This is a genomic window from Paraburkholderia sp. SUR17, assembly GCF_029536165.1.
Classification (GTDB): domain Bacteria; phylum Pseudomonadota; class Gammaproteobacteria; order Burkholderiales; family Burkholderiaceae; genus Paraburkholderia; species Paraburkholderia kururiensis.
Map to the genome: position 1 here is coordinate 2,610,106 of NZ_CP120508.1, position 26,308 is coordinate 2,636,413.

Below are 26,308 nucleotides of genomic sequence, written 5' to 3' on the forward strand. Positions count from 1 at the left end.
CCAGTCAGAGAAATACACGCGGCTCGATATGGGGCAACGCCCTGAATTCCGGTTTCGCAAAGAAATAGCCCTGCATCAGGCTCACGCCATGATCCAGGAAGAAGTCCCGCTCACCGCTTGTTTCGATACCTTCAGCGATGACCTGTATGCCGAGGTCTCGCGCAATCACCAGTACGCCCTTCACGATGTGCTGGCGTACCTTGTCTACGTCAATACCGCGAAGCAGCCCCATGTCCAGCTTGACGATGTCCGGCTGGAAATCCACGAGCAAGGCCAGTCCCGAATATCCCGCACCGAAGTCGTCGATCGCGGTCAGAAAGCCGTGTTTCTTGTACGCCTTGAATATCTCGACCATGTGCTTGCGATCGCCGACATACTCGCTCTCCAGGGTTTCAAATATGATCCGGTCAACGGGAAATCCGTGCGTTTGCGCGGCCTCCAGCGTCGTTCTGATGCACACGTCCGGCCGGTAGACGGCGTTCGGCATGAAGTTGATCGACAGGTGCGTGTCCAGCTTGAGTCCGGCAGCCGTTGAGATGGCAACCTGGCGGCATTTCTGGTCAAACCAGTAGCGGTTTTTTTCGTCGATCTGCGACAACACCGAGTAGGCAGCCTCTCCATGGGTGCCGCGAACCAGCGCCTCATATGCGAAAGGCTCTCTCCTGCGAACATCGACGATCGGCTGAAAGGCGAATGCAATATCGACAGGCGGTGAAGATTGACCCTGACAGCCGTTGCAGCCTGAGAATTGATTCAATGGCCTGTCGGCACTGGATAAGCTTGAAGATTTCATTCGACATTACCTCCGGGTTGCTCGTTGTGCGCCGCCAGACGTGCCGCTACATGCCTCGTGACAATGCGGCCGCGCCCCATGCTTTCGGCCACGCGCACGCAGTTGCGCGCGGAGCGTTTAGCCTCATACAGCGCGCGGTCTGTCGCTTCGAGCAAATCTTCGAGTTCGTCGCCGGAATCCCGCATCGACGCAACACCAAGACTCACAGTGGCCCTCAGCAACAGCCCACCTGTCTCCACAGGTGCCTGCTCAATCGAAGCACGTAGCCGCTCCGCAATTGCAGCTGCTTCTTCCAGCGTCGTCGACGGAAGGAGAAGGACAAACTCCTCTCCGCCCAGTCGGCGCACAACGTCAGAGGCACTCACAATATCTCTCGCCACGAGCACGATCCGCTTCAGTACTTCATCGCCCGCTTTGTGTCCCGCCGTGTCGTTCGCCCGCTTGAAGTGGTCTGCATCAAACATCACGAGCGCGAGCGGACGAGCATGCCGTTTGGCACGTTGTGTTTCCGCCGCCGCGACGCGAAAGAAATGAGCGCGATTAGCAGCACCCGTCAAGCGGTCCCTCGTGAGCAGACGCTCGAGGTTGTCGCTCGCCACCTTTCTTTCGGTGGTGTCGCGAATTACAACGGAATAGCCGGACAGCTCCCCCGCCTCCTCGCGAAGCACGGAAACAAGTATTTGTCCCCAGAAGCGTTGCCTTGGTTTTGTCCGGCACCAGGGTTCCCCGATGTAACACCCGTTATCACGTACAAGCGCGACGTGTTCCAGCAAACTTCCGTGTTTCGTTTTGCCCGCGGCCTAAAACGTGTCTAACCGCTGGCCGACGACATCGGCTGCGAGAAAGCCAGTTAACCATTCTATCGACGGGTGCCAGGCTTCCGCTCGTCCCCGCGCGTCGAGCGTGAAAAACGCAAAGTCGTTGACGTTGGTGTAGATGCCGGTCAACCAGGACTCTGTCCGCTGAATCCGCCTTTCAGCGGCAATCTGACGCGATATGTCCGTGAGCACCGTCATCAAGATACCCGACCTGTCGCTGCGGACAAGTGCGACCGGCGACAGGTACATGAACGACAGCAGCGACTCGTACTCCACGGCAAGTCCGTCAATTTCGGCAGGAATGTCCGTCAATTTCGCACCTCGCGGTCGATGAGCAGAAAGCGCGTGGCAACGTCGGGTGACATCAGCAAGCGCAGCCGCGCAGGTGTCGGACGCATCCGCAGTGTGAGGAGGTAGGGGATCGTCTCGTCAAGCGCGTCGCAATTCACAAACCGCTGAGCCACCATGAAGTTGTTCATGCATGGCGCGACTTCTTCGAAAATGTTCAGGCCCAAAATCCGCGTCGCAGGCAGGCCCGCATTTCGCGATTCGGTTGCGTTGTACACCGTCAAACGCAAATCCGGATCGAACCCGATGACTCCATAGCGCTGTTCGTCGAAGCGGCCTGAATCCAGCATCGCGCAGTGATAGATCGTCGCCACCTCAAACCTGTAGTCGTCGTTGCTCATGGGGTCCGTCAGACAATTTCACGCTCAAAGATGTCTTGCAAGATGCACCGCGGTATGGCGGCCACGGCAAAGACACAACCCAACATGCCTGTTTACGACTCACGGCGCGTCAACTTTAGCTCGCGCCATCGGTGCAATACGCGCCAGAACCGCCCGCCGTGGCGTGAGGCTTGACAGGGCACCTCATCTCTGCGCCACACGCACGCCTGCCGCCGGCAACAACGGCCGGTAACCAGCGCCCCGACCGCTGCTCCTCGCCGCTTCCCGATGTCATGTCGATCCGACGTCGCGACGCCCTGCAACGATCTGCATCCGGCCAGCCAGCACATTCGTATATCCCCATGGATCCAGGCCGATCCGTCTTGCACCCTTCTTCAAAGGAGTTACAGCATGCGTACCGCGCTCACTTTCCTTGGCTGTGCCCTCGCCCTCGCCGTCCTTCCCGTTTCCGAAGCTCGCGCGGATCTGACCGCGCGAGACGACGTCAACTCGTCGCTCAATACGCCCGCACTCACCCCTGGCCCCCCCCTTGGCAGCGAATACCCGACGCACGGCAACCGGCAGGCCGGCGAACTCCCCCTCAATCCCGCAGATCCCCGCGCCCAGCTGGTGAACGGACTGCCCAACAACGCGCAGTCCGGCGGGTACGGCAGCCCGCTCGCCGGCGTTCACCCCATCGACAGGCAATAAAGCACATTTCATGGGCGGCTTCGCGCGGGATCGCACGGTGAGCGTGGCCGTCTGCTGCACTCGCGCGCGAGCCGCATTGCGCTGTTGACGCCGCAAGCGCGGTGGCCACGTCCGACGATTCCTGCGCGCGGCAGTGCCATCACGTTGCAACGAGCCCGCGCCATTGGGGCCATCCGCATAACGCGAGGCCGCTGATGAATGCGCCGCCGCCGATTTCCTTGAACCGCGCCCGGTCACGCCCAGGTGGAGTGGTGTACCCGTGCCCCCCTTGAAGCAAACGGGACCGCCACTGATACCCGGGCCAACTCACGCCGTGTTGAAAGCAGGTGGATCCAGTCACAGACCGGGCTCAAGCTCCACTGCGCGCCACCAATTTGCGTTCATGAGTCTAAATCGTTGCATTCGAACTCATTGTGAACTACTATTGCAACTCTCAACGAGTTTGATGGCGAGTCCGTTGCGAGAGCTGGCCGCGCGCCACGGCTGTTCGACCCACGCGGGCCAACGCGCGCCGCCGGGGGCAGCCGCCACCCGCATGGAGACACCGCAAGCCCGGGTCCGCGGGATCAGACGATGCCCGCGCGCGCCGCATCCGGTTCACCGACCAATCAATAGCCAGCTTGCTGCTCTATGCCAACTTGAGGAGAAGTAAATGGGAACCGTGATCGACTCCAAAGCGGTCGTAGACAGCGCCACACCGCTCGATATGCCTGCATCAAGCGTCATACGCGAGAGGCTGCAGCGAGCGGGTGAGCGTTTTCACGCCAACGACAATATTTCTGCATTCCTCAAAGACGGCGAACTGAGCGCGCTGCAGGACGAGGTTGCCGTGCACATCGCCAACGCGCTGCGCGCCATGGTGATCGACGTCGACAACGATCACAACACGCGCGACACGGCAAAACGCATCGCGAAGATGTATCTGCGCGAGGTGTTCGCCGGCCGCTACGAATCCGCGCCGCCCGTCACTGAATTTCCCAACGTCGGCCAACTGGACGAATTGATGGTGATCGGTCCGCTGCGCCTGCGCAGCACCTGCTCTCATCACCTGTGTCCCATCATGGGCCATGCCTGGATTGGTGTGCTGCCGAATGCGCGCTCAAATCTGCCGGGGCTGTCCAAGTACTCGCGCTTGTTGAACTGGGTCATGTCGAGGCCCCAGATTCAGGAAGAGGCCGTGAAACAGATCGCCGACCTTCTGGAGCAGCGTATTGCTCCAGACGGTCTCGCCGTCGTCATTGAAGCGGACCACTACTGCATGCACTGGCGGGGCACCAAGGACGACGGCGCGCAGATGACAACCAGCGTGATGAGGGGCCGCTTCCTCGAAGATGCCGCTCTTCGGAAAGAGTTTCTGTCGCTGCTCAAGCGAAAGAACAGCTGAGATCGGGACACGGCGCGCGCGACTGTCGCGGTTTATCTCATGACCCTCTGCAGCACGGGATTCAAGATGCACAACGCTCCCGTTTTAGAAGGCCTCGAAGCATTGCTCGCACGCGAAGCTGCCCACTCAACGCCATCGTGCGCAGACGCTGCCGGCAGTGATGGGCGCAGGCGCGCCCATCACACGGCAATGCGACGCGTGTATCGCGCGGACACGCTAGCCGACCCCGACTACGTCGACCACCTTCTTCTCGGTACAGCGCAAGGCAGCGAATCCCACTTTGCGCAGCTGTATCGGGTCACGGCCCGTCGTCTCTATTCGGTGATCGTGCGCATCATCCACGACGAAGCCGACGCGGAAGACGTATTGCAGGAGGCCTTCACCACGACATGGCGTCTCGCGTCCTCATTCGACCCCGCCCGGGGCAACGCCATGAGCTGGCTCGTCTCGCTCGCCCGCAATAAGGCCATCGATCACGTCCGTCGATACAAATACTGTCCGCTCGATGACCCTGTCGCCGAAGCCATACCCTGTGACGGTCCTTCGCCTCTCGCGCTCGCTGAGCTGAGCGAGGCGCGCGCGCAGATTGAGAACGGCCTGCGCCAGCTCGAGGCGCATCATCGTGGCGCGTTGAAAGCGGCGTTCTTTGGCGGCCTCACCTACCGCGAACTGGCGCTATCGCTTGGCGTCCCCGAGGGAACGGCCAAGAGCTGGATCAGGCGCGGCCTCGTAAAACTCAAGGTGCTGCTCGACCCGTGACCACCATCACTCGTGCTCGCCAGGGCGGCGCCAGAACCTGGATTTACCTCATCGCCTGTCAGGGCGGCTGGTTCGCATGCGTATTGAGTGCAGCAGCGGGACACGCAGAAGTCGGTATGGCGTTCGCGCTGGCCGTCGCCTGCATTCACATCTGGTGCGCGAGACGCCCGGCGAGCGAGATGCGACTCGTCGCTGTCGTCACGGCGTTGGGATGGATCTGGGATAGCGCCGTTGCGCGCAGCGGCCTGCTTGTCTATCCCAATGGCGTATGGATTGCGGGAACCGCACCCTACTGGATGGCAGGCCTTTGGATGCTATTCGCGGTGCAGCTCAACACCCTGTTTCGCTGGCTTCGGTCGCGAACGCTGACCGCTATTGTGTTTGGCGGCGCGGGCGGCCCACTGGCATATCGCGCGGGCGCCGCCCTGCATGCGGTGCAGTTTAGCCACACCGCCACCGCCATCGTGACACTGGCCGCCGGGTGGGCCGTCCTCTTTCCATCATTCGTCACGTTGGCCGCGCGGTGGGACGGAATGACATCGCCGCGCTGACCGACCATGAACGCACAAGGTCTGCCTCTGTGCGGCGCGCGCAGATCACCACCGGCTCCGCTCCATATCGCGAAGCATTGCAGCCCCAAGAGAGCGTCCGCTTAGCCACGCACCCTCCACCCGTCCCGCGGCAAGCCAGTCTCCGCAGAGTCCCAGACGTTCAGCGCCGCGCCACACAAAGCCGCGCGACTCGTCTGCGGTGGACTTCGCTACATCCGCATAACGCCAGAGATGCGCCGTGCACGCATCAGGCTCTCCCGGCACGATCGTATTGAAAGCGTCGAGCAGTTGATCGCATACGGCCGCAACAGGCCGTTCCAGGTTGCGTGAACTCCACTCGGCGCTGGCATGCACAACCCAGACCGATTGACCATTCCGGCCCGGTTTCGACGAATCGTTAGCAATCCATCGCAAAGGGCCGCCATTGACGAACGCCGCGTCGAAGGCGGCCCCGGGCGGGTCGGTATAGCGGAGCATCAACGCCCACGTCGGTTGCATGGCAGCCCGGTCGACGGCGACCGACAACGCGGGTGAAACGTCGCGCAGCAGCACGCCGGCCTGGTGCGCCGGCATGGCGAGTACGACGGCATCGAAGACGTCCGGCCACTCACCACGCTCGCGCGTCGTCAGGACCCATCCGCCGTCGACATGGCGCAGACCCGTCACCGTCTGCAGGGTATGCAGGCGCAGTGAGGCCGCCGCTGCGGCCACGACCGAGTGCATGCGGGGGGCACCGACGAAACGATCGTGGTTCGCGACCGGCTGGGCGACGCCGGCCGCATCAAAGGCCACGAGCCGCCCCGTCCACCGCGCGGCGAGACCGTCGGCGCACCAGCGCTGAACCTCTCTGCTAAAGCTCGGGTCGCGCGCGGTGAAAAACTGCGCACCGTGATCGCATTGCCAGCCGTCGCCGCATCGCGTGGTCATACGACCGCCGGCGGCGCGACTCTTCTCCAACAGCGTGACCTCATGCCCCTCGTCCGCGATGAGCCTCGCGCACGGCACACCGGCGATCCCCGCCCCTACCACCGCAATTCGATGCTTCATAGCCCTGTCCCGATACCTTCGCTGCGCCGGCGGCCTTGAATGTGCCCACGGCCATTACCGATTGCGAGCCGTCGCCGCCCAAACAAACTCACAACGAGTCACTATATCGCATTTTTTCGATACATAATGTCTACGAATCATTGCAATCCGCCTAGGTCAGCGCGTACCATAGCCTCAAATAAACTCATTGCGAGTCGATATGCATGGCACTTGCGCTGGCCATAGCCCGAGGTGCGCAACAGAAGGAACCGCCGGGTGGAACCCGGCCGGCTCACACTGGGCGGCCCCGCCATGTCGCGCGGCTTGATCTGGTTCAAGCGCGACCTGCGTGTGAGCGATCACGCGCCGCTCGCCGCCGCAGCACGCTGCGACGACGCCTTTGCACTGGTCGTGCTCGAACCTGAATGGCTCACGAGTCCGGAATGTGATTCGCAGCACGTCGCCTTTCTGCGATGCTGCGTCGCCGCGCTGGAAGAACAGCTCAGCCGGTTGGGACTGCCGCTTCTCGTCCGCACGGGCGACATGCCGAAGGTGCTGGAGTCGTTGCATGGCGAAAGCGGCTCCACGCACCTCGCTTCACGCGCCTCTTTAGCCACGAGGAAACAGGACCGCTCTGGACGTACGCGCGGGATCGGCACGGCGTCGTACCCGGCACCCATCGTCGACGAACGTTCGGCACTTGCGGACGCAAAGGCCCGCCTGTACGCCATGCGCCGCTCGCAGGCAGCGCGCGAAGAAGCGGACGCGATTCAACAGCGCCACGGCTCACGCAGAAGCGGACTGCCTGCGAGCGACCGCGTCCGCCGCCGGAGCCCGCGCCAGTTGGGCGTGCAAAAGGAATTGTTCGAATGAGCGAGTCACGAGGCTTCAAGGGCAACGAGAGCGCGCTGCTGTGCAAGATGTGCGCGGCGTGTGGGCGTCCGATGACCTGGCGGCGGGCCTGGGCCAGAAACTGGCCGGAGGTGCGTTACTGCTCCGATGCGTGCAGGCGGCGCCGAACGCGAGGGGCGCGATGACACGCCGCCTCGTTCTTGTGCTTGGCGATCAACTGGATCTGAACGCCAGCGCCTTCGATGACTTCGACCCGGCGCGGGATGCCGTCTGGATGGCCGAGGTCGCTGAGGAATCCACGCACGTCTGGTCGAGCAAACCGCGCACGGCGCTCTTTCTGGCCGCAATGCGCCACTTCGCGAACGCACTGCGCGAGGCGGGCAGGACCGTCCACTACACGCATCTCGATGCGCCCGGCAACCGTGGCACGCTCGCCGCTGAGCTGGGGGCGTCGATTGCGCGGCTACGTCCCGCGTCACTGGTCATGACCGCGCCTGGGGACTATCGGGTGCTGGCGGCCCTCAGAGAGACAGCTGCGGCACACAGCCTCGAACTCGAGGTGAGGGAAGATCGCCATTTCTTCTGCACCGTGCGCGAGTTCGCTGAACACGCGCGCGCAGGCAAACAGTTGCGTCTAGAGTATTTCTACCGTGACATGCGCCGACGTCACGTCGTCCTGATGGACGCCGGTGAGCCCAGTGGCGGACGATGGAACTACGACGCGGAAAATCGCGAAGCATTCCCTCGCAGCGGGCCAGCGAATCTGCCCGCGCCGCCCCGCTTCTCGCCCGATTCGATGACGCGTGAGGTAATCGCACTCGTCACGCGCCGCTTTGCCGACCATCCCGGCGCGCTCGCATCGTTCGCCTGGCCGCTGACGCGCGAGCAGGCCCTGCAAGCGCTACATCATTTTGTGGAGCAGCGGCTGTTCGCGTTTGGCCGCTGGCAGGACGCCATGTGGCCTCGCGAGCCGTGGCTCTGGCATTCCCAGTTGTCCGCGGCGCTGAACCTCAAGTTGCTTGCTCCGCGCGAGGTCGTGGCGGCGGCCGAGGCCGCGTGGCGCGAAGGAACCGTTCCGCTGGAAAGCGCCGAAGGCTTCGTGCGGCAAATCCTGGGCTGGCGCGAATACGTGCGCGGCGTTTACTGGACTCGAATGCCGCATTACCGCGAGGCCAACGGTTTCGAAGCTCGGCTTGCGCTGCCCGACTTTTACTGGACAGGTCATACGCCGATGGCCTGCATGGCCGACGCAATCGGACAAACGCTGAACCACGGCTACGCTCACCATATCCAGCGGCTGATGGTCACCGGGCTCTACGCGCTGCTCCTCGGCGTCGATCCGCAAGCCGTCCACACCTGGTATCTGGCCGTTTATGTGGACGCGGTGGAGTGGGTGGAACTGCCGAATACGCTCGGGATGAGCCAGGCCGCCGACGGCGGCCTGATGGCCAGCAAGCCGTACATCGCAAGCGGCCGATACATCGAGCGCATGAGCGCCGGCAGCTTGTGCGCGCGTTGCCGCTTTCGTCCCGGCGAGCGCACCGGCGAGCGTGCCTGCCCGTTCACCACGCTCTACTGGGACTTTCTGCTGCGTCACGACGCACAGCTTCGCGCCAACCCGCGCATGACGATGCAACTCAAGAACCTGACCCGCATCACGGCCGACGAGCGTGCGAGCATCCGCGCACGGGCCGCAGCCATTCGTGAAGGCAGCGTGAACGCCTGACGAAGGCGGACGGGGCGCCGGTTCGATCAGCGTTGCGCCGCCCCGCCCGGGCTCAATATGCCGCGCCGCCGGCCATGCCCGACAACCGCACTGCATCCGCTCGGCCACGTCATTCGTATTACAGGACGGGGCGCTATTCACGAGGGGAGCAATGCAGCCATGATGGCCACGACTGGACTTGCCGCAGCGGCGCGCCGGAGCCAGTCTCGCGTGCTATATTGCGGCTCACTTTCCCCCCGCGCCAAGATCCGTCCGACTCCGAGCATGCGTGATGCGCCCGACATGACCGCGAGCCCCGACTTCGAGGAAGTGCGTCGCACTCACCTCAACCACACGCTACGTCGAGTTGCAGAGGGCGACCAGCAAGCCTTTTCGGACTTCTACACGCTGACTGCCTCGCGCGTATTTGCGGTGATCGTACGCATGATTCATGACGACGGCGAAGCCGAAGACGTTCTGCAAGAGGTCTACACGAACGCGTGGCGCCGCGCAGACAGCTTCGATCCGGACCGCGGCAGCGCCATGACCTGGCTCCTCACGCTTGCGCGCAACCGCACGATCGACCGCATGCGGCAACATCGCGAGGCGCCACTCGACGAAGATGCCGCGGCGCAAATCGAGGACGAAGCGCCCACGCCGCAGGACGCCGTGCAATGGAGCGAGGAGCGTCGCCGGCTCGAACAGTGCCTTGCGGCGCTCGATCCGCAGCAGGGGGGAGCGGTGCGCGAGGCCTTTTTCAGCGGCGCAACCTATAGCGAACTGGCGCAGCGGCTGCGCGTGCCGCTCGGCACCATGAAGAGCTGGATACGACGCAGTCTGCTGCAACTGAAGCTGTGTCTCGAACGATGAACACTCCGCTCTCACCCGACGACCATCTGCGCTGCGCCGAATACGCGCTCGGCGTTCTCGACAGCGACTCGCGCCGCGCACTCGAGCGCGAGGTGCTGCGCGATCCGGCTCTGCGCGCCTGCCTCGACAACTGGTTGGCGCACCTCGCCCCGCTGGCGGAGGACCTCGCGGACGTCGAACCGCCGGCCCGTGTCTGGACACGCATTCAGCGCGACCTTGGATTCCTGCCGTCCCGCGCTACGGCTGCGTCCCGCGGTGGCTGGTGGAACAGTCTCAATGTATGGCGCTGGCTCGGCGTTGGCGCGAGCGCTGCCGCGCTCGTGCTGCTCGCGGTCAATATCGTCACGCTGCGCGAGGCGCGACAGCCATCGGCCGAGGTGGCGCAAAACGGCTACATGGTCGCGACGCTCGCGCGCAGCGATGGCGTCGCCCACTGGACCGCCACGGTCGACGTGAAGCGCGGGCGCATGGTGGTGGTGCCCGCCGTCCAGCCGCACGTCGCCGCAAACCGCTCCACCGAACTCTGGCTGATACCGCCTGGCGCCCGGCCGATTGGGCTTGGCGTCGTACCCATCAATACGGCAGCCTCCATGCCCTTGCCGCCGCAGGTGCTCGCACAGATGAGCACGCGCGCCGTGCTGGCCGTTTCCGTCGAACCCCCGGGCGGATCGCCCACCGGCCAGCCCACCGGCCCGGTCATCGCGACGGGCGCAATGCACCTCGCCTGACACCCGAGCAGCGGTCGTCGCAAACCCGAGCATAGGGCCGCCCTTTTGGGCCGCGTTCTGGGGCCGCCTCTTGGCGGCCTTTCTTTTTTCCCTGCATCAAAAAAAACATCTCTGTTCCTGCTGCATCCAAACCGCCGCGCCATCCGTATATGCGGTTGAGATCCGGAACGGAGTACGCCCTGATGTCCCCAACCGCCATCGTTGCTGCGTCCGCAGCCGGGCTGGCCCTGACCTTCGCGGCCGTCTGGCTGTGGCAATTGCGCACCGCCAACGCGGGCATGATCGACGCCGTCTGGGCGGCCGCCCTTGGCTGCGTTGCGGTATTCGCGGCACTCGCGGGCTCCGGCGCACCATTGAACCGCCTGCTCGTCGCCGCGGGCGCCGGCGTATGGGGCGTGCGGCTTGCCATCCATCTTTGGCGCCGCAATTCCGGCAAGCCCGAAGACGCGCGCTACCGGCAGTTTCGCGATCAGTGGGGCGCCGCCGCGCCGCGCAATTTCTTCTGGTTTTTCCAGTTGCAGGCGCTCGTTGCGCTGCTGCTCGCCGTGGCGTTCTTCGTGCCGGTCTTCAGTGCCAGGGCGGCATCGCCCGTCAACGCGGCCGGCGCCGTGGCCGTCTGGCTCGTCGCAGTAGCGGGTGAGGCACTGGCCGACCAGCAACTCGCCCGCTTCACCGCCGACGCCCGACACCGGAACCACGTCTGCCGCACCGGCCTGTGGCGGTACTCGCGCCATCCCAACTACTTCTTCGAGTGCGTGCATTGGCTCGCCTACACCGTGCTCGCACTGCGGCTGCCGTGGGGCTGGCTCACGTTCGCGCCGCCCCTGCTGATGGCCTGGCTGTTGATGAAAGTCTCCGGCATTCCGCTGCTCGAAGCCCGCCTCGCCAGAACACGCGCCGGCTACGACGAATACATGCGCACGACGAGCGCGCTGATTCCGTGGCCGCCGTCCCGCGAGCGCCGCGGGTAGCGCCGACACCGCTCCGACTTCGACCAGAAGCCCACTCAACACAAGGACCCGTTCGATGAGCACGACCCTCACCGATTCGCCCAATGCCGAGATCGTCGACGATCACTGGATCATCCGCTGCTGCGAGCGCGGCTGGCTGCCTGACGCGCTGGTACGGGCCGGCATGCGCCGGCTGATCGGCACACGCCTGCGCGACGAAAACGGCGAAAACAGCGAGCGCAGCACCGAAGCCTTGCAGCGCCTGCTCGCCGAATTGCGCGCAAGCCCGATCGCGATCGAAACGCCGGCCGCCAATACCCAGCATTACGAAGTGCCGGCCGCGTTCTTCCAGGCGCATCTCGGGCCTCACATGAAGTACTCGTGTGCGTACTATCCGCGCGGCGACGAAACGCTCGCCGAGGCAGAGGAAGCCATGCTCCACTGCTATGCCATGCGTGCCGGGCTGGCGGACGGGCAGCGCATTCTTGATCTGGGTTGCGGCTGGGGATCGCTCTCGCTGCGGCTTGCGAGGCGTCTGCCGCGCGCGCAGATCGTGGCCTTCTCGAATTCGCACGGGCAGCGCCGCTTCATCGAGCAGCAGGCGGACCGCTACGGCCTCGACAATCTGCGCGTCGTGACCGGCAACATCGTGGACTTCGATTTCCCCGAGCACGAGCGCGGGTTCGACCGCATCGTCTCGGTTGAAATGTTCGAGCACATGAAGAACTACGGACTGCTGCTCGCGAAGCTCGCTGGCTGGCTGCGCGACGACGGTCGCCTGTTCGTCCATCTTTTCGCGCATCGCACGCTCGCCTATCACTTCGCCTCGCGCGACACCGCCGACTGGATGTCGCGGCACTTCTTCACGGGCGGCACGATGCCCTCGGCGAATTTGCTTCTGCACTTCCAGGACGATCTGCGCGTGACGCGCCAGTGGTGGGTAGACGGCCGGCATTACGCGCGCACCGCGCAGCAGTGGCTTGAAGCGCTCGACGCCTCGCGCGAGCGCGTCCTGCCGCTCTTCGCCGACGTCTACGGCAAGGACGCTGCGCTCTGGCTCCAGCGCTGGCGCATGTTCTACATGGCCGTAGCCGAACTGTTCGGCTACGCGCGCGGCAACGAATGGGGCGTTGCGCATTACCTGTTCGAGAAGCGCGGCGCGCGGGGAGGCCAATGATGTCCCGCAATGCCCGTGGCGCTTCGCCTGTCCCTCTGCTCGCCGCGGCGCTCGCCTGCGCCATCGCGCTCGCGGTCCTGCCGGGTTGCACGAGCGGACCGCCTAACCCGAACCCGCGCGCCGCGCTGCCGCTCAAGACGGTACCCGTGGACCTGCCGCGCTACATGGGCCGCTGGTACGTGATCGCCCATATCCCGTACTTCGCCGAACGGCACTTCGTCGCAAGCCGCGCCGAATGGACGCTGCGCGCGGACGGCCGCATCGACGACGCGTTCATCGGCCGCAAAGGAGGCTTCGACCAGCCCGAGCGGCGCTACCAGTTCCTCGACACCGTGAAGCCCGGCAGCGGCGGCGGCGAGTGGCGCGTGCGGCTCTTCTGGCCCGTGTACGTCTCGCAGCTGACGCTCTATGTCGATCCCGACTATCGCTACACGATTCTCGGCTACCCGGACAAGACGCTCGGCTGGATCTTCGCACGCGAACCGCAGATCAGCGACGACACCTATCGCTCGCTGCTCGCCCGGCTTGACGCAATGGGCTACGACACCTCGCGGTTCAGGCGCGTACCGCAGGTGCCCGCGCAACTCGGGCAACCAGGCTTCGAGCAACCGGATGACGACGATTGAGCCGAATGCATCCGTTCACGTGGTTCTTCCGTATCTGTGAAAACGCAACCCAACCCAATACCCGCGAAGAGGAGACCCCTTTCCATGCATCCCGAACCCGTCGAGACGCAGCCCGGACAGCGCATCGCTGTCGTGGGCGCCGGCATTGCCGGCCTCGGCAGCGCTTATCTGCTCTCGCGCCGACACCGGGTCACGCTGTTCGAATCGGCCGGCTACCTGGGTGGCCACACCCACACCGTGGACGTCGAACTGGACGGGCACAGCCATCCTGTGGATACCGGGTTTCTCGTCTTCAACGACCGCACCTACCCGAACCTCATCGCGCTCTTCGACGAACTCGGCGTAGCGACCCATCGCACCGACATGTCGTTCTCCGTGTCGCTCGACGGCGGCCAGCTCGAATGGGCAGGGACCAGCCTCAACACAGTTTTCGCCCAGCGGCGCAATCTTTTCTCGCCGAGTTTCCTCGGCATGTTGCGCGACATCCTGCGCTTCAACGCCTGCGCGCAGCAGCATCTGGAAAACGCAAGCCGCAATCGCTGCTCGGTGGGGGAACTACTGCTCGAAGGCGGCTACGGGACACCGTTTCAGCGGCACTATCTGCTGCCCATGGCGGCCGCCATCTGGTCCAGCGCCGCGAGCGACATCCTGCGCTTTCCCGCCGTCACGTTCCTGCGCTTCTGCCTGAACCACGCCTTGTTGCAGGTGAACGGCCGGCCGCCCTGGAAGACCGTGGCGGGCGGCGGCCGCGAGTACGTGCGCCGCATGGCCGCCACGCTCACTGACGTACGAACCGGCACGCCCGTGCATGCGATACGCAGAGATGCCGACGGCGTCGCAGTCGTCACCGACGAGGGCGGCGCCGAGCGCTTCGACGCCATCGTGCTGGCGAGCCACGCGCCCACCAGCCTGCGGCTGCTCACGGACGCCGACGAAGCCGAACGCGGCGTGCTTGGCGCCGTACGCTATCAGCGCAACGTCGCCACGCTGCACACGGATACACGTCTGCTGCCGCGCCGCCGCCGCGTCTGGTCGGCATGGAATTACCTCGGCGGGCGCGGGTTGCTCGGGCGCGAACAGGGCCACCCGGTCTGCGTCAGTTATCTGCTCAACCAGTTGCAGCCGTTGCCGTTCAGCACGCCCGTGGTGGTCACGCTCAACGCGGTGGTTCCGCCCGCGCCCGAGTCCGTCATTGGGCGCTACGTGTACGAGCATCCCCTGCTGGACCTCGCGTGTGTCGATGCGCAACAGCGCCTGCCCGCGCTGCAGGGCCGCCGCCGCACCTGGTACGCGGGCGCGTGGACCGGCTACGGGTTCCACGAAGACGGCCTGAAGTCGGCATTGCGCGTGGCGCGTGCATTCGGCGTAACGCCGGCCTGGGCGGTGCTATGACAACGGCGCCCGACTGCAGACGGCATCCCGCGGCCGCCCTGCTGACCGGCCGCGTGATGCACGCGCGGCTACGTCCCGTGCGGCATTGGTTCCACTATCCGGCGCTCTATGTGAGCTGCGATCTTGCGCGACTGGCCGAGACCGAGCGCTGGTGGTTCGGTATCGACCGCTGGGCGCCGCTCGGGCTCGCGCTGCGCGACTACGGGCCGCGCGACGGACAGCCCCTTGAAGCGTGGATGCGCGCGCGGCTGGCTGACGCGCACATTCCCGCCGATGGCGAGATCTGGCTGATGACCATCCCGCGCCTCTTTGGCTACGCGTTCAACCCCGTGAGCTTCTGGTTCTGCCACGACCGTGCCGGCGCGCTGCGCGCGCTCTATGCAGACGTGCGCAACACGTTCGGCAGCCATCACGGCTATCTGCTCAGCGCGCCGGGCCAAGCTCCCATCGCCAACGACACGGTGCTGGTCTGCCGCAAGACCTTCCACGTTTCACCGTTCTGCGACGTCACGGGCCATTACGTGTTTCGCGTGCGCCATAGCGGCCAACGCCTCTCGGTCGCCATCGATTACCACGACGCCGACGCCCTTTTGTTGCGCACCGCGCTGACGTTGCACGCGCAGCCACTCGACGGACCGCTTGCCTTGCGCACGCTTGCCCGCCAGCCGCTCGCCATCGTCGCCGTGATCGTGCGCATTCACTGGCAGGCGCTGCGCCTGTGGCTCAGGCGCGTGCCGTTCTATGGCGCGCACGCGCCGTCCGAGGCAGCGGCAGCGCACACCGCGACGCTTCCCCCGCACACACCAGAGGACACCCCGTCATGAACCTGCTGCGATCGCTTTCCACACCTGGTGCCCCGCCGTTCTACGCACGGCTCTTTCTCGATGTGCTGCGGCGCATCCGCGTGGGTCACCTCACCGTTGCCACGCCCGGGGGCGCGCAATACGTGTTCGGCGACCCGCACCAGCCGCCCGGTGCAACGCTGCGCGTGCTCGACTGGCGCGCCTGCCGTGCCATCCTGCGCGCGGGCGATATCGGACTGGCGGAGGCCTACCGGGCGCAGTGGATCGACTGCCCTGACCTCGTGGCGCTGCTTCGGCTCGCGCTGCGCAACGAAGCCGCCGTTTCGCGCACCGTGCATGGCGGCCGGCTCGAGCAGGTCTGGTACAACCTGCGGCACCGGCTACGCATGAACAGCCGGCGCGGCAGCCGCCGCAACATCCACGCGCATTACGACATTGGCAACGCGTTTTACGGACAGTGGCTCGACGAGACGTGGACCTACTCGAGCGCCTGGTTTGATGGCGATCGCACCCTCACGCTGGCAGCGGCGCAACGCGCCAAGTACCAGCGCATTGTCGACACGCTCGGCCTGAAACCGGGCATGCGTGTGCTGGAGGTGGGCTGCGGCTGGGGTGGCTTCGCGATGCATGCGGCGCGGTGCGGTATTCACGTGCACGGCATAACGATCTCGGCCAGCCAGCACGAGTTTGCGGCGGAATGCATCCGGCGCGAAAAGCTGGACAACCTCGCGCGCATTGAATTGCGCGATTACCGGGACTATCTGGACGATCGGGACTCTGGGGACTCTCGGGACCTGCGCGGGCGCTACGACGCGATCGTGTCCATCGAGATGTTCGAGGCAGTGGGCGAAGCGTACTGGCCGACATGGTTCCGCATGCTGCGCGCGTGCCTCGCGCCCAACGGTCGCGCGCTCGTGCAGACCATCACCATCGACGAATCGCGCTTTGCCGCCTATCGTGCGACGAGCGACTTCATCCGCGAATTTGTTTTCCCCGGCGGGATGCTGCCCAGTCCCGAGCGCTTCATGCGCGCCGCGGGCGAGGCGGGACTGGTTGCCCAACCTTCGCTCTCGTTCGGGCTCGACTATGCGTACACGCTTCGGCTCTGGCGCGAGGCATTCGAATCGCGGCTCGATGCAGTGCGGGCGCTCAGTCTGGACGAAACGTTCGTGCGGACCTGGCGCCTTTACCTCGCGTACTGCGAGGCAGGCTTCGAGGAGCAGCGCACTGACGTTGTGCAGTTCGTCGTGACGCACGCATGAAGCACTCAGCCTGATATGCGAACGAAGCTCGCGCTTGCCGGTCTCGCACTGGCGCTCGCTTGCATCACCGCGTCGGCGCGCGCGGAATGCCGCTCGGACGTCCCACAGGCCCATCTGATCGGCCGGGGCCCGTTCTGCTTTCTCGGCTTTTGCCTGTATGACGCGCAGCTCTGGGCGCAGCGCCCGCCGTATGAATTCGACGAACCGTTCGCACTGCTGCTCACCTACCGACGCGCCATCAAGGCCGACACGCTAGTCGACGCCGGCATCGGCGAGATCCGGCGTCTCGCGCAGGCGCCGCTGCCCGCCGGGACGCTCGATGCCTGGCGCGCCGACATGAGGCGCGCTTTCAACGATGTCGCGCCCGGGGACCGGCTCTGCGGGGTATTCATGCCCGGCCACGGGGCACGCTTCTACACCAACGGCACCCTCACCGCGCAGATCGACGACACGGCCTTCGCCGTGGCCTTTTTCCGCATCTGGCTCGATCCCGAAACGCGCGCGGCGCGGTTGCGGCAAAGCCTGCTCGGAGCGCGCCAGTGAAGAACCGCTGCTCGCAACGCTGCGGCACGCCCGAGGAAGGGCCCGTGTGGCGCGTGTGGCAGAGGAACGCTCACGCATGAGCCTTCCATTCGCCCGTCTCTTCGCCTGCGCGGCCGTTGCGGCAAGCGCCCTCTCATGGGCGGCGAGCCATCCTGTCGTGCTCGTCAATGCCCTCGTGCCACGCGACGACTGCACGCGATACGTCGACCTTCCCTATGGTGCGGATCAGCGTCAGCGCCTCGACGTATATGTCCCGAGGCAATCCGCGACGCACCGCCCGCCGATGGTGGTGTTCTTTTACGGCGGCAGTTGGCAAAGCGGCAGACGGCAGGACTACCTGTTTGTGGGTGAGGCACTCGCTTCGCGGGGATTAGTGGCTGTCATTCCCGATTACCGCCTGTACCCGCAGGTCGTGTTTCCGGGCTATATGCAGGACGCTGCCATGGCCGTGAGTTGGGCAAGAACACATGCTGCCGCTTACGGTGCGGACCCTGAGCGCGTTTTCCTTGCCGGGCATTCGGCTGGCGCCCAGATCGCCCTGCTCCTCACCACCGACCGCTCCTGGCTAGCCGAAGCGGGTACGCCGTCGCACGCGGTGGCAGGCGCAATAGGACTGGCCGGTCCGTACGATTTTCTGCCGTTACAAGACGCCACGCTGGAGCGCATCTTTCCGCCCGCGGTACGCGACGCAAGCCAGCCCGTCCGGTTCGTTCAAGGCGGCGAACCGCCCGTATTTCTCGGCGTTGGCCTACGCGACACAACGGTCGATCCGGCGAACACAGAACGCCTTGCGGCGCGGCTGCGGGCGAAGGGCGATGTTGTAGAAGTACGCCGATATCCCACGCTTACGCACGCGATGACGGTGGGCAGTCTCGCCGCACCGGTGCGTGCCATGGGACCTGTGGTGGCAACCGCGCCCGTTCTCGACGACGTGGTGGCTTTTGTCAACAAGCACTGAGCGATGCCTTGATGCGGAGGCTCTCCAGCCCGCAGCGGTCGAACCGCAAACAATTCGTTGAATTTTCATGCATCCGGACGTTGCCTGCGCCCGTACCTCCGGATGATCGCGGCAGCACTGCCGTGGCGATCGGCATACGCGCCCAACCAGCTCGGGAGGAGCATGAAATAAAAATGCTTTCAAGGCATGTTCTGCCGCTGTGCGTCTCGGCGCTTGCGGTGGAGGTAATGATCTGAGCCCGTCGACAAACAAGGTCGCACAGTACCCTCAAAACGCGGACATGTAGGCAGGACTGGGCGGGAATGCGAACGCACCGGCCGCGATATCCAAGGTGATTGACGACGCGGTCACGGGCTTGTTGGCCAACCCGAAGGAGGCGCCCGATTTCGCGCATCTCGGTACCGCAGGCCATGATTCCGTTGGCCGCCGCAAAGCCTGCCCCAACCCGGCCGCTGCCAGCCGGTCTCGCACTCGACGTCAGCATCGAAGCAAAAGTCACGCGATGGGCTCAAGACCGGAACATCAGTTGCGACCTTGTGGGACGCGGGTATCGATTCCTGCGCTACCGGTGGCTTGACTCATCGTCAGTGGGTCTTGCGGGGCCGCCAGTCAGCGAAATGTGGTTGAGCTTTGGTCCTCTCGATACGCTCATCGGCGTTGATATCTACCAGCGAGGTATGAGTGCTGCGCAGGTCAGCGAGGTACGGAGGGAGCTACGCCACGGTCCGGGTGAGGCTTGCTCTGGGCGCACCCGACATTGTGCTCAGCAGTCCAGAGGCAACCACTCTCGCTGTGTATCCGGTAGAAACGGCACTGGTGCAGTATCGATACTCCAACTATCTTGCAACCGTCACCGCCAGTAACCGGCCCGGCACGGGGTTGGCCGTGCGACTGCAGTATCTCTCTGCCGGGTGCTCGTGAGATGCGAGGCCGACGAACTGCGGTCCTGTCCGATGGCAGACATGGGCAATCCTGTGTGAATCCTGACAGCAAGACTGTTGACGCAACCTCCGTGGGGTAACCCTATGTTTGGGTCGTTGTAGTGTTGAAAATTAGAGTCAGTGGCGGCAGCGTCCCGCCGCTGGTTCCCCCGTATCGATCGTTGATAGTCTCCGCCAGCGCGCTATGGTGGTCTGCCGCCACGACTCCCGGCCGAGAGCATGATATCCGCGTGGCTGTTCGTGCACTAGTCCTGATCGAAACGCGTATTGCGCCGATGCTGGCTAGCCACGTATGCCGCGCAGTTCAACTGCGTCAAGAGCGCTGTACCCGGTCGTCGCGCTGATAAAGCCATCGGTCAGCCCGGACTACGTGCATGTCGACCTGGCAAACACAATTGCTCTCCGGTCGCAGGTTCACCTCGCGTGCGCACAGTCGCAACGTCCTGACAGTTGAAACGATGCCCAGCATGGGGTCGAGTTGCCGTCGCGCCCAGTAGAGATGCACCGCAAGGCTGCTCCTTGCGTCCTGACAACGAGTGCACGTTGCAGCACGGCAAAAAGGCACTTGTGCGTGGGGTCGAGCACGAGTTAAAATTGCGACTCGCAATGAGTTTGACATCTACCCGGAAAAGTGAGAACCCTGTGCCGAAGCACGATTTGAGGACTCGCCGGTATCGCAGTGGAGAGGCTGCGAAGGCTGCCCGTATGCCAGCCGCCACCGTCCGTATTTGGGAGCAAAGATATGGAGCCATTTCGCCTCCCACCAGCGAATCGGGCCAGCGACTTTACTCCGATGAAGATCTGCATCGTCTGCGGCTTCTCAAGTCGCTGGTCGACAGAGGGCATGCCATCGGATCAATCGCGAAGATGAGCACCTCAACGCTCGAGGCGCTCCTCACCAGCGCTCCCAGAAGCGAACAGTCTCAGGCCGACGAAGACGAGGCCGACCATGTCGCGGTCGTCATGACCGGGTTTCCGCTGCAGGTTTCGAGCGGATCGGTCGTTGCGCAGTTCGACAGTCTCGATGCCGTGCTGAGCGACAACGTCGACGTCCGGGCGACAGGGTTGATCGTCCAGGTAACAGCGCTTTACGACGAGACTGTGAACCGGATAGTGGCAGCAGCTGAGCATCTCGGCGCATCCGAGGTAATGGTGGTGTTCCCGTTTGGGACGAAGCGCGCAATCGAGCTGGCCGCTCTCGAAGGGTTAACACTCAAGAAGGCTCCGGATGGGGCTCTGCGTGCCGAAGAAATACTGGCCGAATTCGTTTCGGTCCTGGACGACCGAAGCAGGCGCGACGCTGGCCAGCGGGGCCTGTGGCTGCGTTCGCAACGTCGTTTCGACGACGCGACGCTGGCGCGATTCGTGGGATTGTCGTCCACGATAGCCTGCGAATGTCCCCGGCACCTCTCCGAACTCGTGCTGCAACTTTCGGCCTTCGAACGGTACAGCGATGCCTGCCTGTCTCGCTCGCCCGCCGACGCGCTTTTGCACCGCCATCTGGGCGATGCAGCAAACCGGGCCGTCCAGATGTTCGAAGCGGCGCTGGCCGAAGTAATCGAGCATGAAGGGTGGGATGTAACCGGCGCACCAAGCACGAAGCGGCTTGCCTCCAAATCGTAGGTGGCCGTCAGCACCGTCGCTGGTACAAGGCCGAACCGCACCGGGAATCGTGGAGGCTGGTTGGTTTAAGTTAATGCGGGCACGTCAACGGTATTTCTGAGTTGCCTGCAGTAGTTTGGCGTCGAGATCGATACCGGCACGATGGATACTGGATGGGTAGCGTCACGCAGCTTCTGGCGCCGCTCGTCAACGCCGTGCGTCGCCATGCGCTCGCGGGCACCAAGATCCGCGCGGACGATGTACCGCTGCCTGTGCTGGCGCCCGGCAACGGTCGCACGAAGTCCGCCTGTCTCCACAGGGGCCTGCTCGATCGAAGCACGTAGGCGCTTCGCGATTGCAGCAGCAGCTTCCAACGTCGTTGACGAAAGTAGCAGGACAAACTCCTCGCCGCCCAGTCGGCCCACAACGGTAGAGGCACTCACAATATCTCTCGCCACGAGCGCGATTCGCTTCAGTACTTCGTCGCCCGCCTTGTGTCCTGCCGTGTCGTTCACCCACTTGAAGTGGTCACCGATTCAGCCCTGAATTGGGACGATGCCAAGTGCGCCAGACAGTTTCCTTGGAGCTATTGATCGCCGGGCACAGCCCCGGAAGTAGCGACATCTTCCCTTCCAGGCTGGAGCGGGCGGATAGAATATGCTGAATGCAGGCACTACGAGGGCGTCTATGGAAAGCATTCTCCAGCGGCTGTCGGAGTCGGTTACAGCACCCGGCAATGTGGAAGAGCTGGCAGGGCCGCTCCTGAAACTACTCACACAGGTGACCGGCCTCGAATCGGCATACTTGACGTCCATCGACGAAGAATCAGCCTCACAGTCCGTCACCTTTGCCGTCAATACGGGTGAACTCCATATCCCACCAGGACTTCGGGTGCCCTGGTCGGACACGCTCTGTAAGCGTTGCCTTGACGAAGGGCGTCGCTATACCTCGAACGTAAGGGAGTCCTGGCCCGATCTGGCTCCAGCACGATTACTTGGGATCACGAGCTATGCGAGTGCACCCGTGCTCGGTAGTAATGGCGAGGTGATCGGTACGTTGTGTGCCGCGAGTAGGTTTCAACAGGATCTGCGACCTGACACGCACGCCGCACTTGAATTGTTTTCCAGTCTGATCGCGAGGCATATCGAGCGCGAACGGCTGATAACCGAACTTCGACAAGCCAACGAGTACCTGACGAAATTCGCCCTGACCGACTCACTCACGGGTTTGCCTAATCGCCGAGCATTGCTCGATGAATTGGGCCGGCTATTGGCGCGAGCGGCACGCGAAGCCTCCTATGTGATCGTCGGGATGATTGATCTTGACGATTTTAAGCAGATCAACGATACCCGCGGTCATGCAGCGGGCGACGCATTTCTCAAGGCCTGCACGCGACGCCTCCTTAACGTAGCCCGCGACACCGACATGCTCGCGCGCGTAGGCGGCGACGAATTCGCAATTGTGGGTCCGGGACCGGCCGAGCAGACGCAGGCGGACAGTGCGGCCGCAACGTTCGCCACTCGCGTGGCGAATGCCACGAAAGGCAAATATCGGCTTGGTGAAAACGAGATCGACTATGCAGGCGTGAGCGCGGGAGTTGTGGCAGTGCAGTTTGTATCCGTTGACCAGGCGCTCGAATCGGCGGACGCGGCAATGTATCGTCACAAACAGGCACGCAAGCAGACCCGCCAGACGGCCGGCAACGAGTAACAACACTCAGCGCTGGCGCTACACCTCGCATGCGCGCCCGCCTCCCCCCCGGCGCTACCCGAGCCAGAAAGCATCGGAGCCTGCGCCGGAATCTGTTTGTCGCGGTAGGTCCCGGCCATTGGAGTAGTAAGGCCGCAATGGCCGCCTTCGAAGCAGGGCCCACCTGAGCTGACGGAATAATCTTCAATGCAGCTGCGGGGCGTCTATCGAACGAATAGGCGTGTACGTCGAACGGTACGGACCGGGAACAGTGTTTGCTCTGTTCATGCGATCCGGTTACGCCTCCACGGGGAGCCCATGTTGCCTCAACCGCAGCCGCAACCAGCGGCGGCCCGCGTCCTGGTTGCAGACGATGATGTGCTTGTGCGGGTAGCCTTCGCAGAAGCGCTGCGTACGGCTGGCTTTGTGGTCATCGAAGCGAGTTGCGCCGATGAAGCGCTGGGTTACATCCGCGCCGGCGGAAAGGTCGATCTTGTATTCTCCGACATACAGATGCCTGGCGGTATCGACGGGCGGCAACTAGCCGCATTAATGGCCGAAGAACACCCTGAAATTCCCGTCGTTCTCGCCTCCGGTGAGACTCATCTGGGAGCAGGCGCACCGACACGGCTGTTCGTCGCAAAACCGTTCAGCCTTGAGCATACCGTGGCGCTGCTTCTGTCTTTGCTTGGCCTGCGACTGCCGGAAGGAGGTTCGTGATTTGCCCCATGTCCTGATCGTGGATGCGGACATACTGGTTCGCGCTCCACTTGCCGAATACCTCCGTCAGTGCGGGTACCTCGTCATCGAGGCGAATGACAGTGTGGAGGCACGAACGTTAATCTCCGAACGACCGTCTGCTATTGACATCGTCCTTGCAGACGTCGCAGGCGAGGACCGCAACGGATTTGCCCTCGCGAAGTGGATAAGGGAGCGATTTCCCGATATTCGCGTCGTACTCGCAGGCAGCATCGCCGGGTCGGTCGAGAGAGCGGCCCGACTATGCGAAGATGGTCCCGCCATCTCGAAGCCCTACGATCATCGCGCTGTGCTGGAGCAGATCCAGCGGCTGCGAGCCACAAAGAACCGGGACCGCTCCTGATCGGCGTACGCTTGCGGAAGGCAAGATCGTATACCTCGCTCACGTTGTCACCTGTGATCAAGCAGATGGCAGTCCGTCTACATTGTCGCGAATAGACGACGCTCAACTCTCGGCGAGGGCTTGCGCATCAATGGCCGGAATTGGTGTTGATTTGCAAATCAACGATCGATCTCAGCGGCGCTTCTGCGGCGAAGGACGAGCGAATGCGCACGTTGTTCGGGGTAGAGGCCGCTACTATGAGGTGTAGCAGTACGGCGCAGATCCGTGGCGACGGGCTGGGAGGACCCAGATGGGGCTGGAGTAGCCCCACGCATCTGAGGACACGAGCACTCTCTTAAAATACGGATAGTCTTGTGACCATCACGAAGCCTAGTCATTACGTGGAAAGCATCGAAATTCTGAGCGGGCCGGAGCGTCGTCGTCGGCGCACCGTGCAGGAAAAAATCGCCATCGTGCAGGAGACGTTAGCCCCCGGCGCGTCGGTATCGGCCGTGGCCCGACGACACGGCGTCAATCCGAACCAGGTGTTCGGGTGGCGCAAGCAGTACCAGGAGGGCAGCCTGGCGGCAGTCAAAGCGGGCGAGACAGTCGTGCCTGCATCGGAACTGGCCGCCGCCATCAAGGAAATCAAGGAACTGCAACGGTTGCTCGGGAAGAAGACGATGGAGAATGAGATTCTCCGCGAGGCAGTCGAGTGGGGCCGGTCAAAAAACCTGATTGCGCGCTCGCCCTTGCTGCCGGGGGACGACCATTGAAAACGGTCTGCGAAGTTCTCGGCGTGGCGCGCTCTGCCGTGGCGGTGAAGCAGGTTCGTGATGCCGGCTGGCAGGATGGCCGTCGCGCACGGATGTCCGACGACACAGTCCTGCTCGATGAAATCCGGGCGCATGTGGCAGGTCTGCCGAGCTACGGCTACCGGCGCATCTGGGCACTGCTGCGACGCAGCCGCGAGATGGCCGGTGCCCCGTGCGTCAATCACAAACGGGTCTACCGCGTGATGCGAGAGCACCAGTTGCTGCTGCGTCGGCCTGGCGTGAGGCGGGACAAGCGGCGGCACGACGGTCGCGTGGCCGTGGAGCGGAGCAATACGCGCTGGTGTTCGGATGGCTTCGAGTTCCGATGCGACGACGGCCAACCGCTGCGTGTGACGTTCGCGCTGGACTGCTGTGACCGGGAAGCGATTAGCTGGGCAGCGACTACGGGCGGCCACAGTGGCGACGTGGTGCGCGACGTGATGCTGGCTGCTGTCGAGCAACGGTTCGGCACCACGCAGGTCGCGCAGCCCATCGAGTGGCTGACGGACAACGGCTCGGCCTACATCGACCATCGCACGCGCAGCTTCGCGCGCGAGCTTGGCCTGGAGCCGCTGACCACGCCCGTGCGCTCGCCGCAAAGCAACGGCATGGCCGAGCGATTCGTGAAAACGATGAAGCACGATTACGTCGCCTTTATGGACAAGTCCGATGTGCCCACGGCGCTCACACATCTCGCCGCTGCCTTCGAGCAATACAATGAGCGCCACCCGCACAAAGCCCTGAAATACCGCTCGCCTCGCGAGTTCAGGCGCGCCGCGGTCACATCAACCTAACGGGGTCCGCGTGTCCTGAGTTGCAGGGGCAACTACAGGGGCCATCGGGAAAACATTGGACCTAGTCGAGGCGAGATTCGTCCGGTCTCAGCTGATGTTGGCGAACGCATCCAACGTCGACTGCCTCGACATGTGGGTTGTGATACTTGCCGCCCCAGACGAGCAGCGGCGCAACCGGCGCACGCCAGCCGGCGCGCTCATGGGTGCTGGCATAATGGCCCGGAACTGGTCTATCAACAGACAGATCACAAGGTGTGAAAAAAAGCGACAGAGATTATGCTTTTTGGATAATCAACCGGTCTGCGACTATCCCGTCATTGGGCGAGCGGCGCTAAGGAAGCAGCTCGCCGACCTCGGAGGGTTGAATATGGTGAGAAAGGCTACGACGCACGCCGTACTGCGCCACTTCACATCGGACGGCAGCAAGCCGGGGAAATCGTGCACGTGTATTGAACGCGCACCAGGATCAAACACTGGTCACGAGGACGCTGGGTCCTGCGAGTCAACGATATTCCGTGCCGCCAGTTGGTGGGACAGGCGGCTCAGAACTCAGGCTCATTCGGTGAGACTCGATATCAGATGACAACCGCAGGTTGCGCGATGGCCATGCCGGGCGATCGGAATACCGTTATCGGTCATCGATTCGTCGCCTTCCTCAATAAGATTCGGTTTGACGTCGGGATGGCGCGGGCACGATACCTCGTCGCCCTTTCGGGCAACGAAACGGCCATCGAAGCGCATGACCGATGAGCCTGTGATGACTTTGCCGCCATGGTCCGTATCGTCGCCGACGCGGATCAGGTTCATCAT

General features: G+C 63.7%; 28 protein-coding genes and 2 pseudogenes. 23 read left to right on the forward strand and 7 right to left on the reverse strand.

Features of this window, described 5'->3' with window-relative positions:
• Positions 1-4 precede the first annotated feature (4 nt).
• The 4 genes from P2869_RS11385 to P2869_RS11400 are packed head-to-tail and all read right to left on the reverse strand — an operon-like array spanning position 5 to position 2,300.
• Positions 5-793 carry an EAL domain-containing protein gene (locus P2869_RS11385; protein WP_277596516.1) on the reverse strand — a complete coding sequence of 263 codons (789 nt, stop codon included), beginning with the start codon at positions 791-793 and terminating at the stop codon, positions 5-7.
• The gene (locus P2869_RS11390; RefSeq protein WP_277596517.1) at positions 790-1,566 is read right to left on the reverse strand and encodes a GGDEF domain-containing protein; all 777 of its coding nucleotides are present in this window, start codon (positions 1,564-1,566) and stop codon (positions 790-792) included. Before P2869_RS11390 ends, P2869_RS11385 begins: the two co-directional genes overlap by 4 nt.
• 27 nt (positions 1,567-1,593) lie before the next feature.
• Entirely contained in the window at positions 1,594-1,923 is a 330-nt protein-coding gene (locus P2869_RS11395) for a hypothetical protein (protein WP_277596518.1), read from the reverse strand.
• Positions 1,920-2,300 carry a phosphonate transporter gene (locus P2869_RS11400; protein ID WP_277596519.1) on the reverse strand — a complete coding sequence of 127 codons (381 nt, stop codon included), beginning with the start codon at positions 2,298-2,300 and terminating at the stop codon, positions 1,920-1,922. The genes P2869_RS11395 and P2869_RS11400 overlap by 4 nt, the downstream gene beginning before the upstream one ends.
• A 390-nt stretch (positions 2,301-2,690) precedes the next feature.
• Here P2869_RS11400 and P2869_RS11405 point away from each other — a divergent pair, with 390 nt between their 5' ends.
• The 4 genes from P2869_RS11405 to P2869_RS11420 all read left to right on the forward strand — a co-directional run bounded on the left by P2869_RS11405 (position 2,691) and on the right by P2869_RS11420 (position 5,684).
• Positions 2,691-2,990, forward strand: coding sequence for a hypothetical protein (locus P2869_RS11405; protein ID WP_277596520.1), 300 nt, complete (start codon positions 2,691-2,693; stop codon positions 2,988-2,990).
• A gap of 652 nt (positions 2,991-3,642) precedes the next feature.
• A complete protein-coding gene (gene folE, locus P2869_RS11410; protein ID WP_277596521.1) occupies positions 3,643-4,374 on the forward strand; it encodes a GTP cyclohydrolase I in 732 nt (243 codons plus the stop codon).
• 66 nt (positions 4,375-4,440) lie between these two features.
• Complete coding sequence (locus tag P2869_RS11415; RefSeq protein ID WP_277596522.1) at positions 4,441-5,133, forward strand: sigma-70 family RNA polymerase sigma factor; 693 nt, start codon at positions 4,441-4,443, stop codon at positions 5,131-5,133.
• Complete coding sequence (locus P2869_RS11420; protein WP_277596523.1) at positions 5,130-5,684, forward strand: DUF2878 domain-containing protein; 555 nt, start codon at positions 5,130-5,132, stop codon at positions 5,682-5,684. Before P2869_RS11415 ends, P2869_RS11420 begins: the two co-directional genes overlap by 4 nt.
• Positions 5,685-5,729: 45 nt before the next feature.
• Here P2869_RS11420 and P2869_RS11425 read toward each other — a convergent pair whose 3' ends face one another.
• Entirely contained in the window at positions 5,730-6,731 is a 1,002-nt protein-coding gene (locus P2869_RS11425) for an FAD-dependent oxidoreductase (protein WP_277596524.1), read from the reverse strand.
• A 255-nt stretch (positions 6,732-6,986) separates the two neighbouring features.
• Between P2869_RS11425 and P2869_RS11430 the strand changes: the two genes are divergently transcribed.
• From P2869_RS11430 to P2869_RS11500, 15 genes and pseudogenes are all read left to right on the forward strand, one after another.
• Positions 6,987-7,583 carry a deoxyribodipyrimidine photo-lyase gene (locus P2869_RS11430; protein ID WP_277596525.1) on the forward strand — a complete coding sequence of 199 codons (597 nt, stop codon included), beginning with the start codon at positions 6,987-6,989 and terminating at the stop codon, positions 7,581-7,583.
• A 71-nt stretch (positions 7,584-7,654) separates the two neighbouring features.
• Entirely contained in the window at positions 7,655-7,747 is a 93-nt protein-coding gene (locus P2869_RS31105; RefSeq protein ID WP_346833746.1) for a DUF2256 domain-containing protein, read from the forward strand.
• Positions 7,744-9,288 carry a cryptochrome/photolyase family protein gene (locus tag P2869_RS11440; protein ID WP_277596527.1) on the forward strand — a complete coding sequence of 515 codons (1,545 nt, stop codon included), beginning with the start codon at positions 7,744-7,746 and terminating at the stop codon, positions 9,286-9,288. The genes P2869_RS31105 and P2869_RS11440 overlap by 4 nt, the downstream gene beginning before the upstream one ends.
• Before the next feature lie 264 nt (positions 9,289-9,552).
• On the forward strand, positions 9,553-10,137 hold the full coding sequence (locus P2869_RS11445) for a sigma-70 family RNA polymerase sigma factor (RefSeq protein ID WP_277596528.1): 585 nt from the start codon (positions 9,553-9,555) through the stop codon (positions 10,135-10,137).
• Positions 10,134-10,865, forward strand: a complete 732-nt coding sequence (locus P2869_RS11450) for an anti-sigma factor (protein ID WP_277596529.1) — start codon at positions 10,134-10,136, stop codon at positions 10,863-10,865. Before P2869_RS11445 ends, P2869_RS11450 begins: the two co-directional genes overlap by 4 nt.
• A gap of 182 nt (positions 10,866-11,047) precedes the next feature.
• Entirely contained in the window at positions 11,048-11,836 is a 789-nt protein-coding gene (locus tag P2869_RS11455; RefSeq protein ID WP_277596530.1) for a DUF1295 domain-containing protein, read from the forward strand.
• A 55-nt stretch (positions 11,837-11,891) separates the two neighbouring features.
• Positions 11,892-12,992, forward strand: a complete 1,101-nt coding sequence (locus P2869_RS11460) for a cyclopropane-fatty-acyl-phospholipid synthase family protein (RefSeq protein WP_277596531.1) — start codon at positions 11,892-11,894, stop codon at positions 12,990-12,992.
• Positions 12,989-13,618: a lipocalin family protein gene (locus P2869_RS11465; protein WP_277596532.1), complete on the forward strand. Its 630-nt coding sequence runs from the start codon at positions 12,989-12,991 to the stop codon at positions 13,616-13,618. Before P2869_RS11460 ends, P2869_RS11465 begins: the two co-directional genes overlap by 4 nt.
• Positions 13,619-13,702: 84 nt before the next feature.
• Positions 13,703-15,010: an FAD-dependent oxidoreductase gene (locus P2869_RS11470; protein WP_277596533.1), complete on the forward strand. Its 1,308-nt coding sequence runs from the start codon at positions 13,703-13,705 to the stop codon at positions 15,008-15,010.
• Positions 15,007-15,834 carry a DUF1365 domain-containing protein gene (locus P2869_RS11475; protein WP_277596534.1) on the forward strand — a complete coding sequence of 276 codons (828 nt, stop codon included), beginning with the start codon at positions 15,007-15,009 and terminating at the stop codon, positions 15,832-15,834. Before P2869_RS11470 ends, P2869_RS11475 begins: the two co-directional genes overlap by 4 nt.
• Entirely contained in the window at positions 15,831-17,075 is a 1,245-nt protein-coding gene (locus P2869_RS11480) for a cyclopropane-fatty-acyl-phospholipid synthase family protein (RefSeq protein ID WP_277596535.1), read from the forward strand. Before P2869_RS11475 ends, P2869_RS11480 begins: the two co-directional genes overlap by 4 nt.
• A gap of 15 nt (positions 17,076-17,090) precedes the next feature.
• Positions 17,091-17,618 carry a chalcone isomerase family protein gene (locus P2869_RS11485; protein ID WP_277596536.1) on the forward strand — a complete coding sequence of 176 codons (528 nt, stop codon included), beginning with the start codon at positions 17,091-17,093 and terminating at the stop codon, positions 17,616-17,618.
• Between the two features lie 76 nt (positions 17,619-17,694).
• Positions 17,695-18,576, forward strand: a complete 882-nt coding sequence (locus P2869_RS11490; protein WP_277596538.1) for an alpha/beta hydrolase — start codon at positions 17,695-17,697, stop codon at positions 18,574-18,576.
• 1,646 nt (positions 18,577-20,222) lie between these two features.
• Positions 20,223-21,140, forward strand: a complete 918-nt coding sequence (locus P2869_RS11495) for a MerR family transcriptional regulator (RefSeq protein WP_277596539.1) — start codon at positions 20,223-20,225, stop codon at positions 21,138-21,140.
• 143 nt (positions 21,141-21,283) lie between these two features.
• Positions 21,284-21,424: pseudogene (locus tag P2869_RS11500) on the forward strand (transposase); the annotation flags it as partial.
• 63 nt (positions 21,425-21,487) lie between these two features.
• On the opposite strand, the pseudogene P2869_RS11505 reads toward P2869_RS11500, so the two are convergent.
• Positions 21,488-21,634 (reverse strand): annotated as a pseudogene (locus tag P2869_RS11505) (diguanylate cyclase); the annotation flags it as partial.
• Positions 21,635-21,806: 172 nt separating this feature from the next.
• Here P2869_RS11505 and P2869_RS11510 point away from each other — a divergent pair.
• From P2869_RS11510 to P2869_RS11525, 4 genes are all read left to right on the forward strand, one after another.
• Positions 21,807-22,829 (forward strand): sensor domain-containing diguanylate cyclase, encoded by a 1,023-nt coding sequence (locus P2869_RS11510; protein ID WP_277596540.1) that lies wholly within the window; start codon positions 21,807-21,809, stop codon positions 22,827-22,829.
• A gap of 297 nt (positions 22,830-23,126) precedes the next feature.
• Positions 23,127-23,528, forward strand: coding sequence for a response regulator (locus tag P2869_RS11515; protein ID WP_277596541.1), 402 nt, complete (start codon positions 23,127-23,129; stop codon positions 23,526-23,528).
• A gap of 1 nt (position 23,529) precedes the next feature.
• Complete coding sequence (locus tag P2869_RS11520; protein ID WP_277596542.1) at positions 23,530-23,910, forward strand: response regulator; 381 nt, start codon at positions 23,530-23,532, stop codon at positions 23,908-23,910.
• A 389-nt stretch (positions 23,911-24,299) separates the two neighbouring features.
• Positions 24,300-25,498, forward strand: a protein-coding gene (locus P2869_RS11525) for an IS3 family transposase (protein WP_277598123.1) whose coding sequence is annotated in 2 segments (ribosomal slippage) — positions 24,300-24,615 and positions 24,615-25,498 — 1,200 coding nt in all. Because the reading frame shifts where the segments join, the coding sequence is not laid out codon by codon here.
• A 555-nt stretch (positions 25,499-26,053) separates the two neighbouring features.
• Here the strand turns inward: P2869_RS11525 and P2869_RS11530 are convergent.
• Positions 26,054-26,308: a PAAR domain-containing protein gene (locus tag P2869_RS11530; RefSeq protein ID WP_017776247.1), complete on the reverse strand. Its 255-nt coding sequence runs from the start codon at positions 26,306-26,308 to the stop codon at positions 26,054-26,056.

Bases quoted from the DNA above. Each gene is read 5' to 3' on its own strand.
- P2869_RS11450 (WP_277596529.1), top strand. From the start codon at position 10,134: ATGAACACTCCGCTCTCACCCGACGACCATCTGCGCTGCGCCGAATAC.
- P2869_RS11475 (WP_277596534.1), top strand. From the start codon at position 15,007: ATGACAACGGCGCCCGACTGCAGACGGCATCCCGCGGCCGCCCTGCTG.
- P2869_RS11440 (WP_277596527.1), top strand. From the start codon at position 7,744: ATGACACGCCGCCTCGTTCTTGTGCTTGGCGATCAACTGGATCTGAAC.
- folE (WP_277596521.1), top strand. From the start codon at position 3,643: ATGGGAACCGTGATCGACTCCAAAGCGGTCGTAGACAGCGCCACACCG.
- P2869_RS11530 (WP_017776247.1), bottom strand. From the start codon at position 26,308: ATGATGAACCTGATCCGCGTCGGCGACGATACGGACCATGGCGGCAAA.
- P2869_RS11460 (WP_277596531.1), top strand. From the start codon at position 11,892: ATGAGCACGACCCTCACCGATTCGCCCAATGCCGAGATCGTCGACGAT.
- P2869_RS11400 (WP_277596519.1), bottom strand. From the start codon at position 2,300: ATGAGCAACGACGACTACAGGTTTGAGGTGGCGACGATCTATCACTGC.
- P2869_RS11425 (WP_277596524.1), bottom strand. From the start codon at position 6,731: ATGAAGCATCGAATTGCGGTGGTAGGGGCGGGGATCGCCGGTGTGCCG.
- P2869_RS11385 (WP_277596516.1), bottom strand. From the start codon at position 793: ATGAAATCTTCAAGCTTATCCAGTGCCGACAGGCCATTGAATCAATTC.
- P2869_RS11455 (WP_277596530.1), top strand. From the start codon at position 11,048: ATGTCCCCAACCGCCATCGTTGCTGCGTCCGCAGCCGGGCTGGCCCTG.
- P2869_RS11490 (WP_277596538.1), top strand. From the start codon at position 17,695: ATGAGCCTTCCATTCGCCCGTCTCTTCGCCTGCGCGGCCGTTGCGGCA.
- P2869_RS11515 (WP_277596541.1), top strand. From the start codon at position 23,127: ATGTTGCCTCAACCGCAGCCGCAACCAGCGGCGGCCCGCGTCCTGGTT.
- P2869_RS11480 (WP_277596535.1), top strand. From the start codon at position 15,831: ATGAACCTGCTGCGATCGCTTTCCACACCTGGTGCCCCGCCGTTCTAC.
- P2869_RS11445 (WP_277596528.1), top strand. From the start codon at position 9,553: ATGCGTGATGCGCCCGACATGACCGCGAGCCCCGACTTCGAGGAAGTG.
- P2869_RS11470 (WP_277596533.1), top strand. From the start codon at position 13,703: ATGCATCCCGAACCCGTCGAGACGCAGCCCGGACAGCGCATCGCTGTC.
- P2869_RS11495 (WP_277596539.1), top strand. From the start codon at position 20,223: ATGCCAGCCGCCACCGTCCGTATTTGGGAGCAAAGATATGGAGCCATT.
- P2869_RS11465 (WP_277596532.1), top strand. From the start codon at position 12,989: ATGATGTCCCGCAATGCCCGTGGCGCTTCGCCTGTCCCTCTGCTCGCC.
- P2869_RS11510 (WP_277596540.1), top strand. From the start codon at position 21,807: ATGGAAAGCATTCTCCAGCGGCTGTCGGAGTCGGTTACAGCACCCGGC.
- P2869_RS31105 (WP_346833746.1), top strand. From the start codon at position 7,655: ATGACCTGGCGGCGGGCCTGGGCCAGAAACTGGCCGGAGGTGCGTTAC.
- P2869_RS11405 (WP_277596520.1), top strand. From the start codon at position 2,691: ATGCGTACCGCGCTCACTTTCCTTGGCTGTGCCCTCGCCCTCGCCGTC.
- P2869_RS11415 (WP_277596522.1), top strand. From the start codon at position 4,441: ATGCACAACGCTCCCGTTTTAGAAGGCCTCGAAGCATTGCTCGCACGC.
- P2869_RS11485 (WP_277596536.1), top strand. From the start codon at position 17,091: ATGCGAACGAAGCTCGCGCTTGCCGGTCTCGCACTGGCGCTCGCTTGC.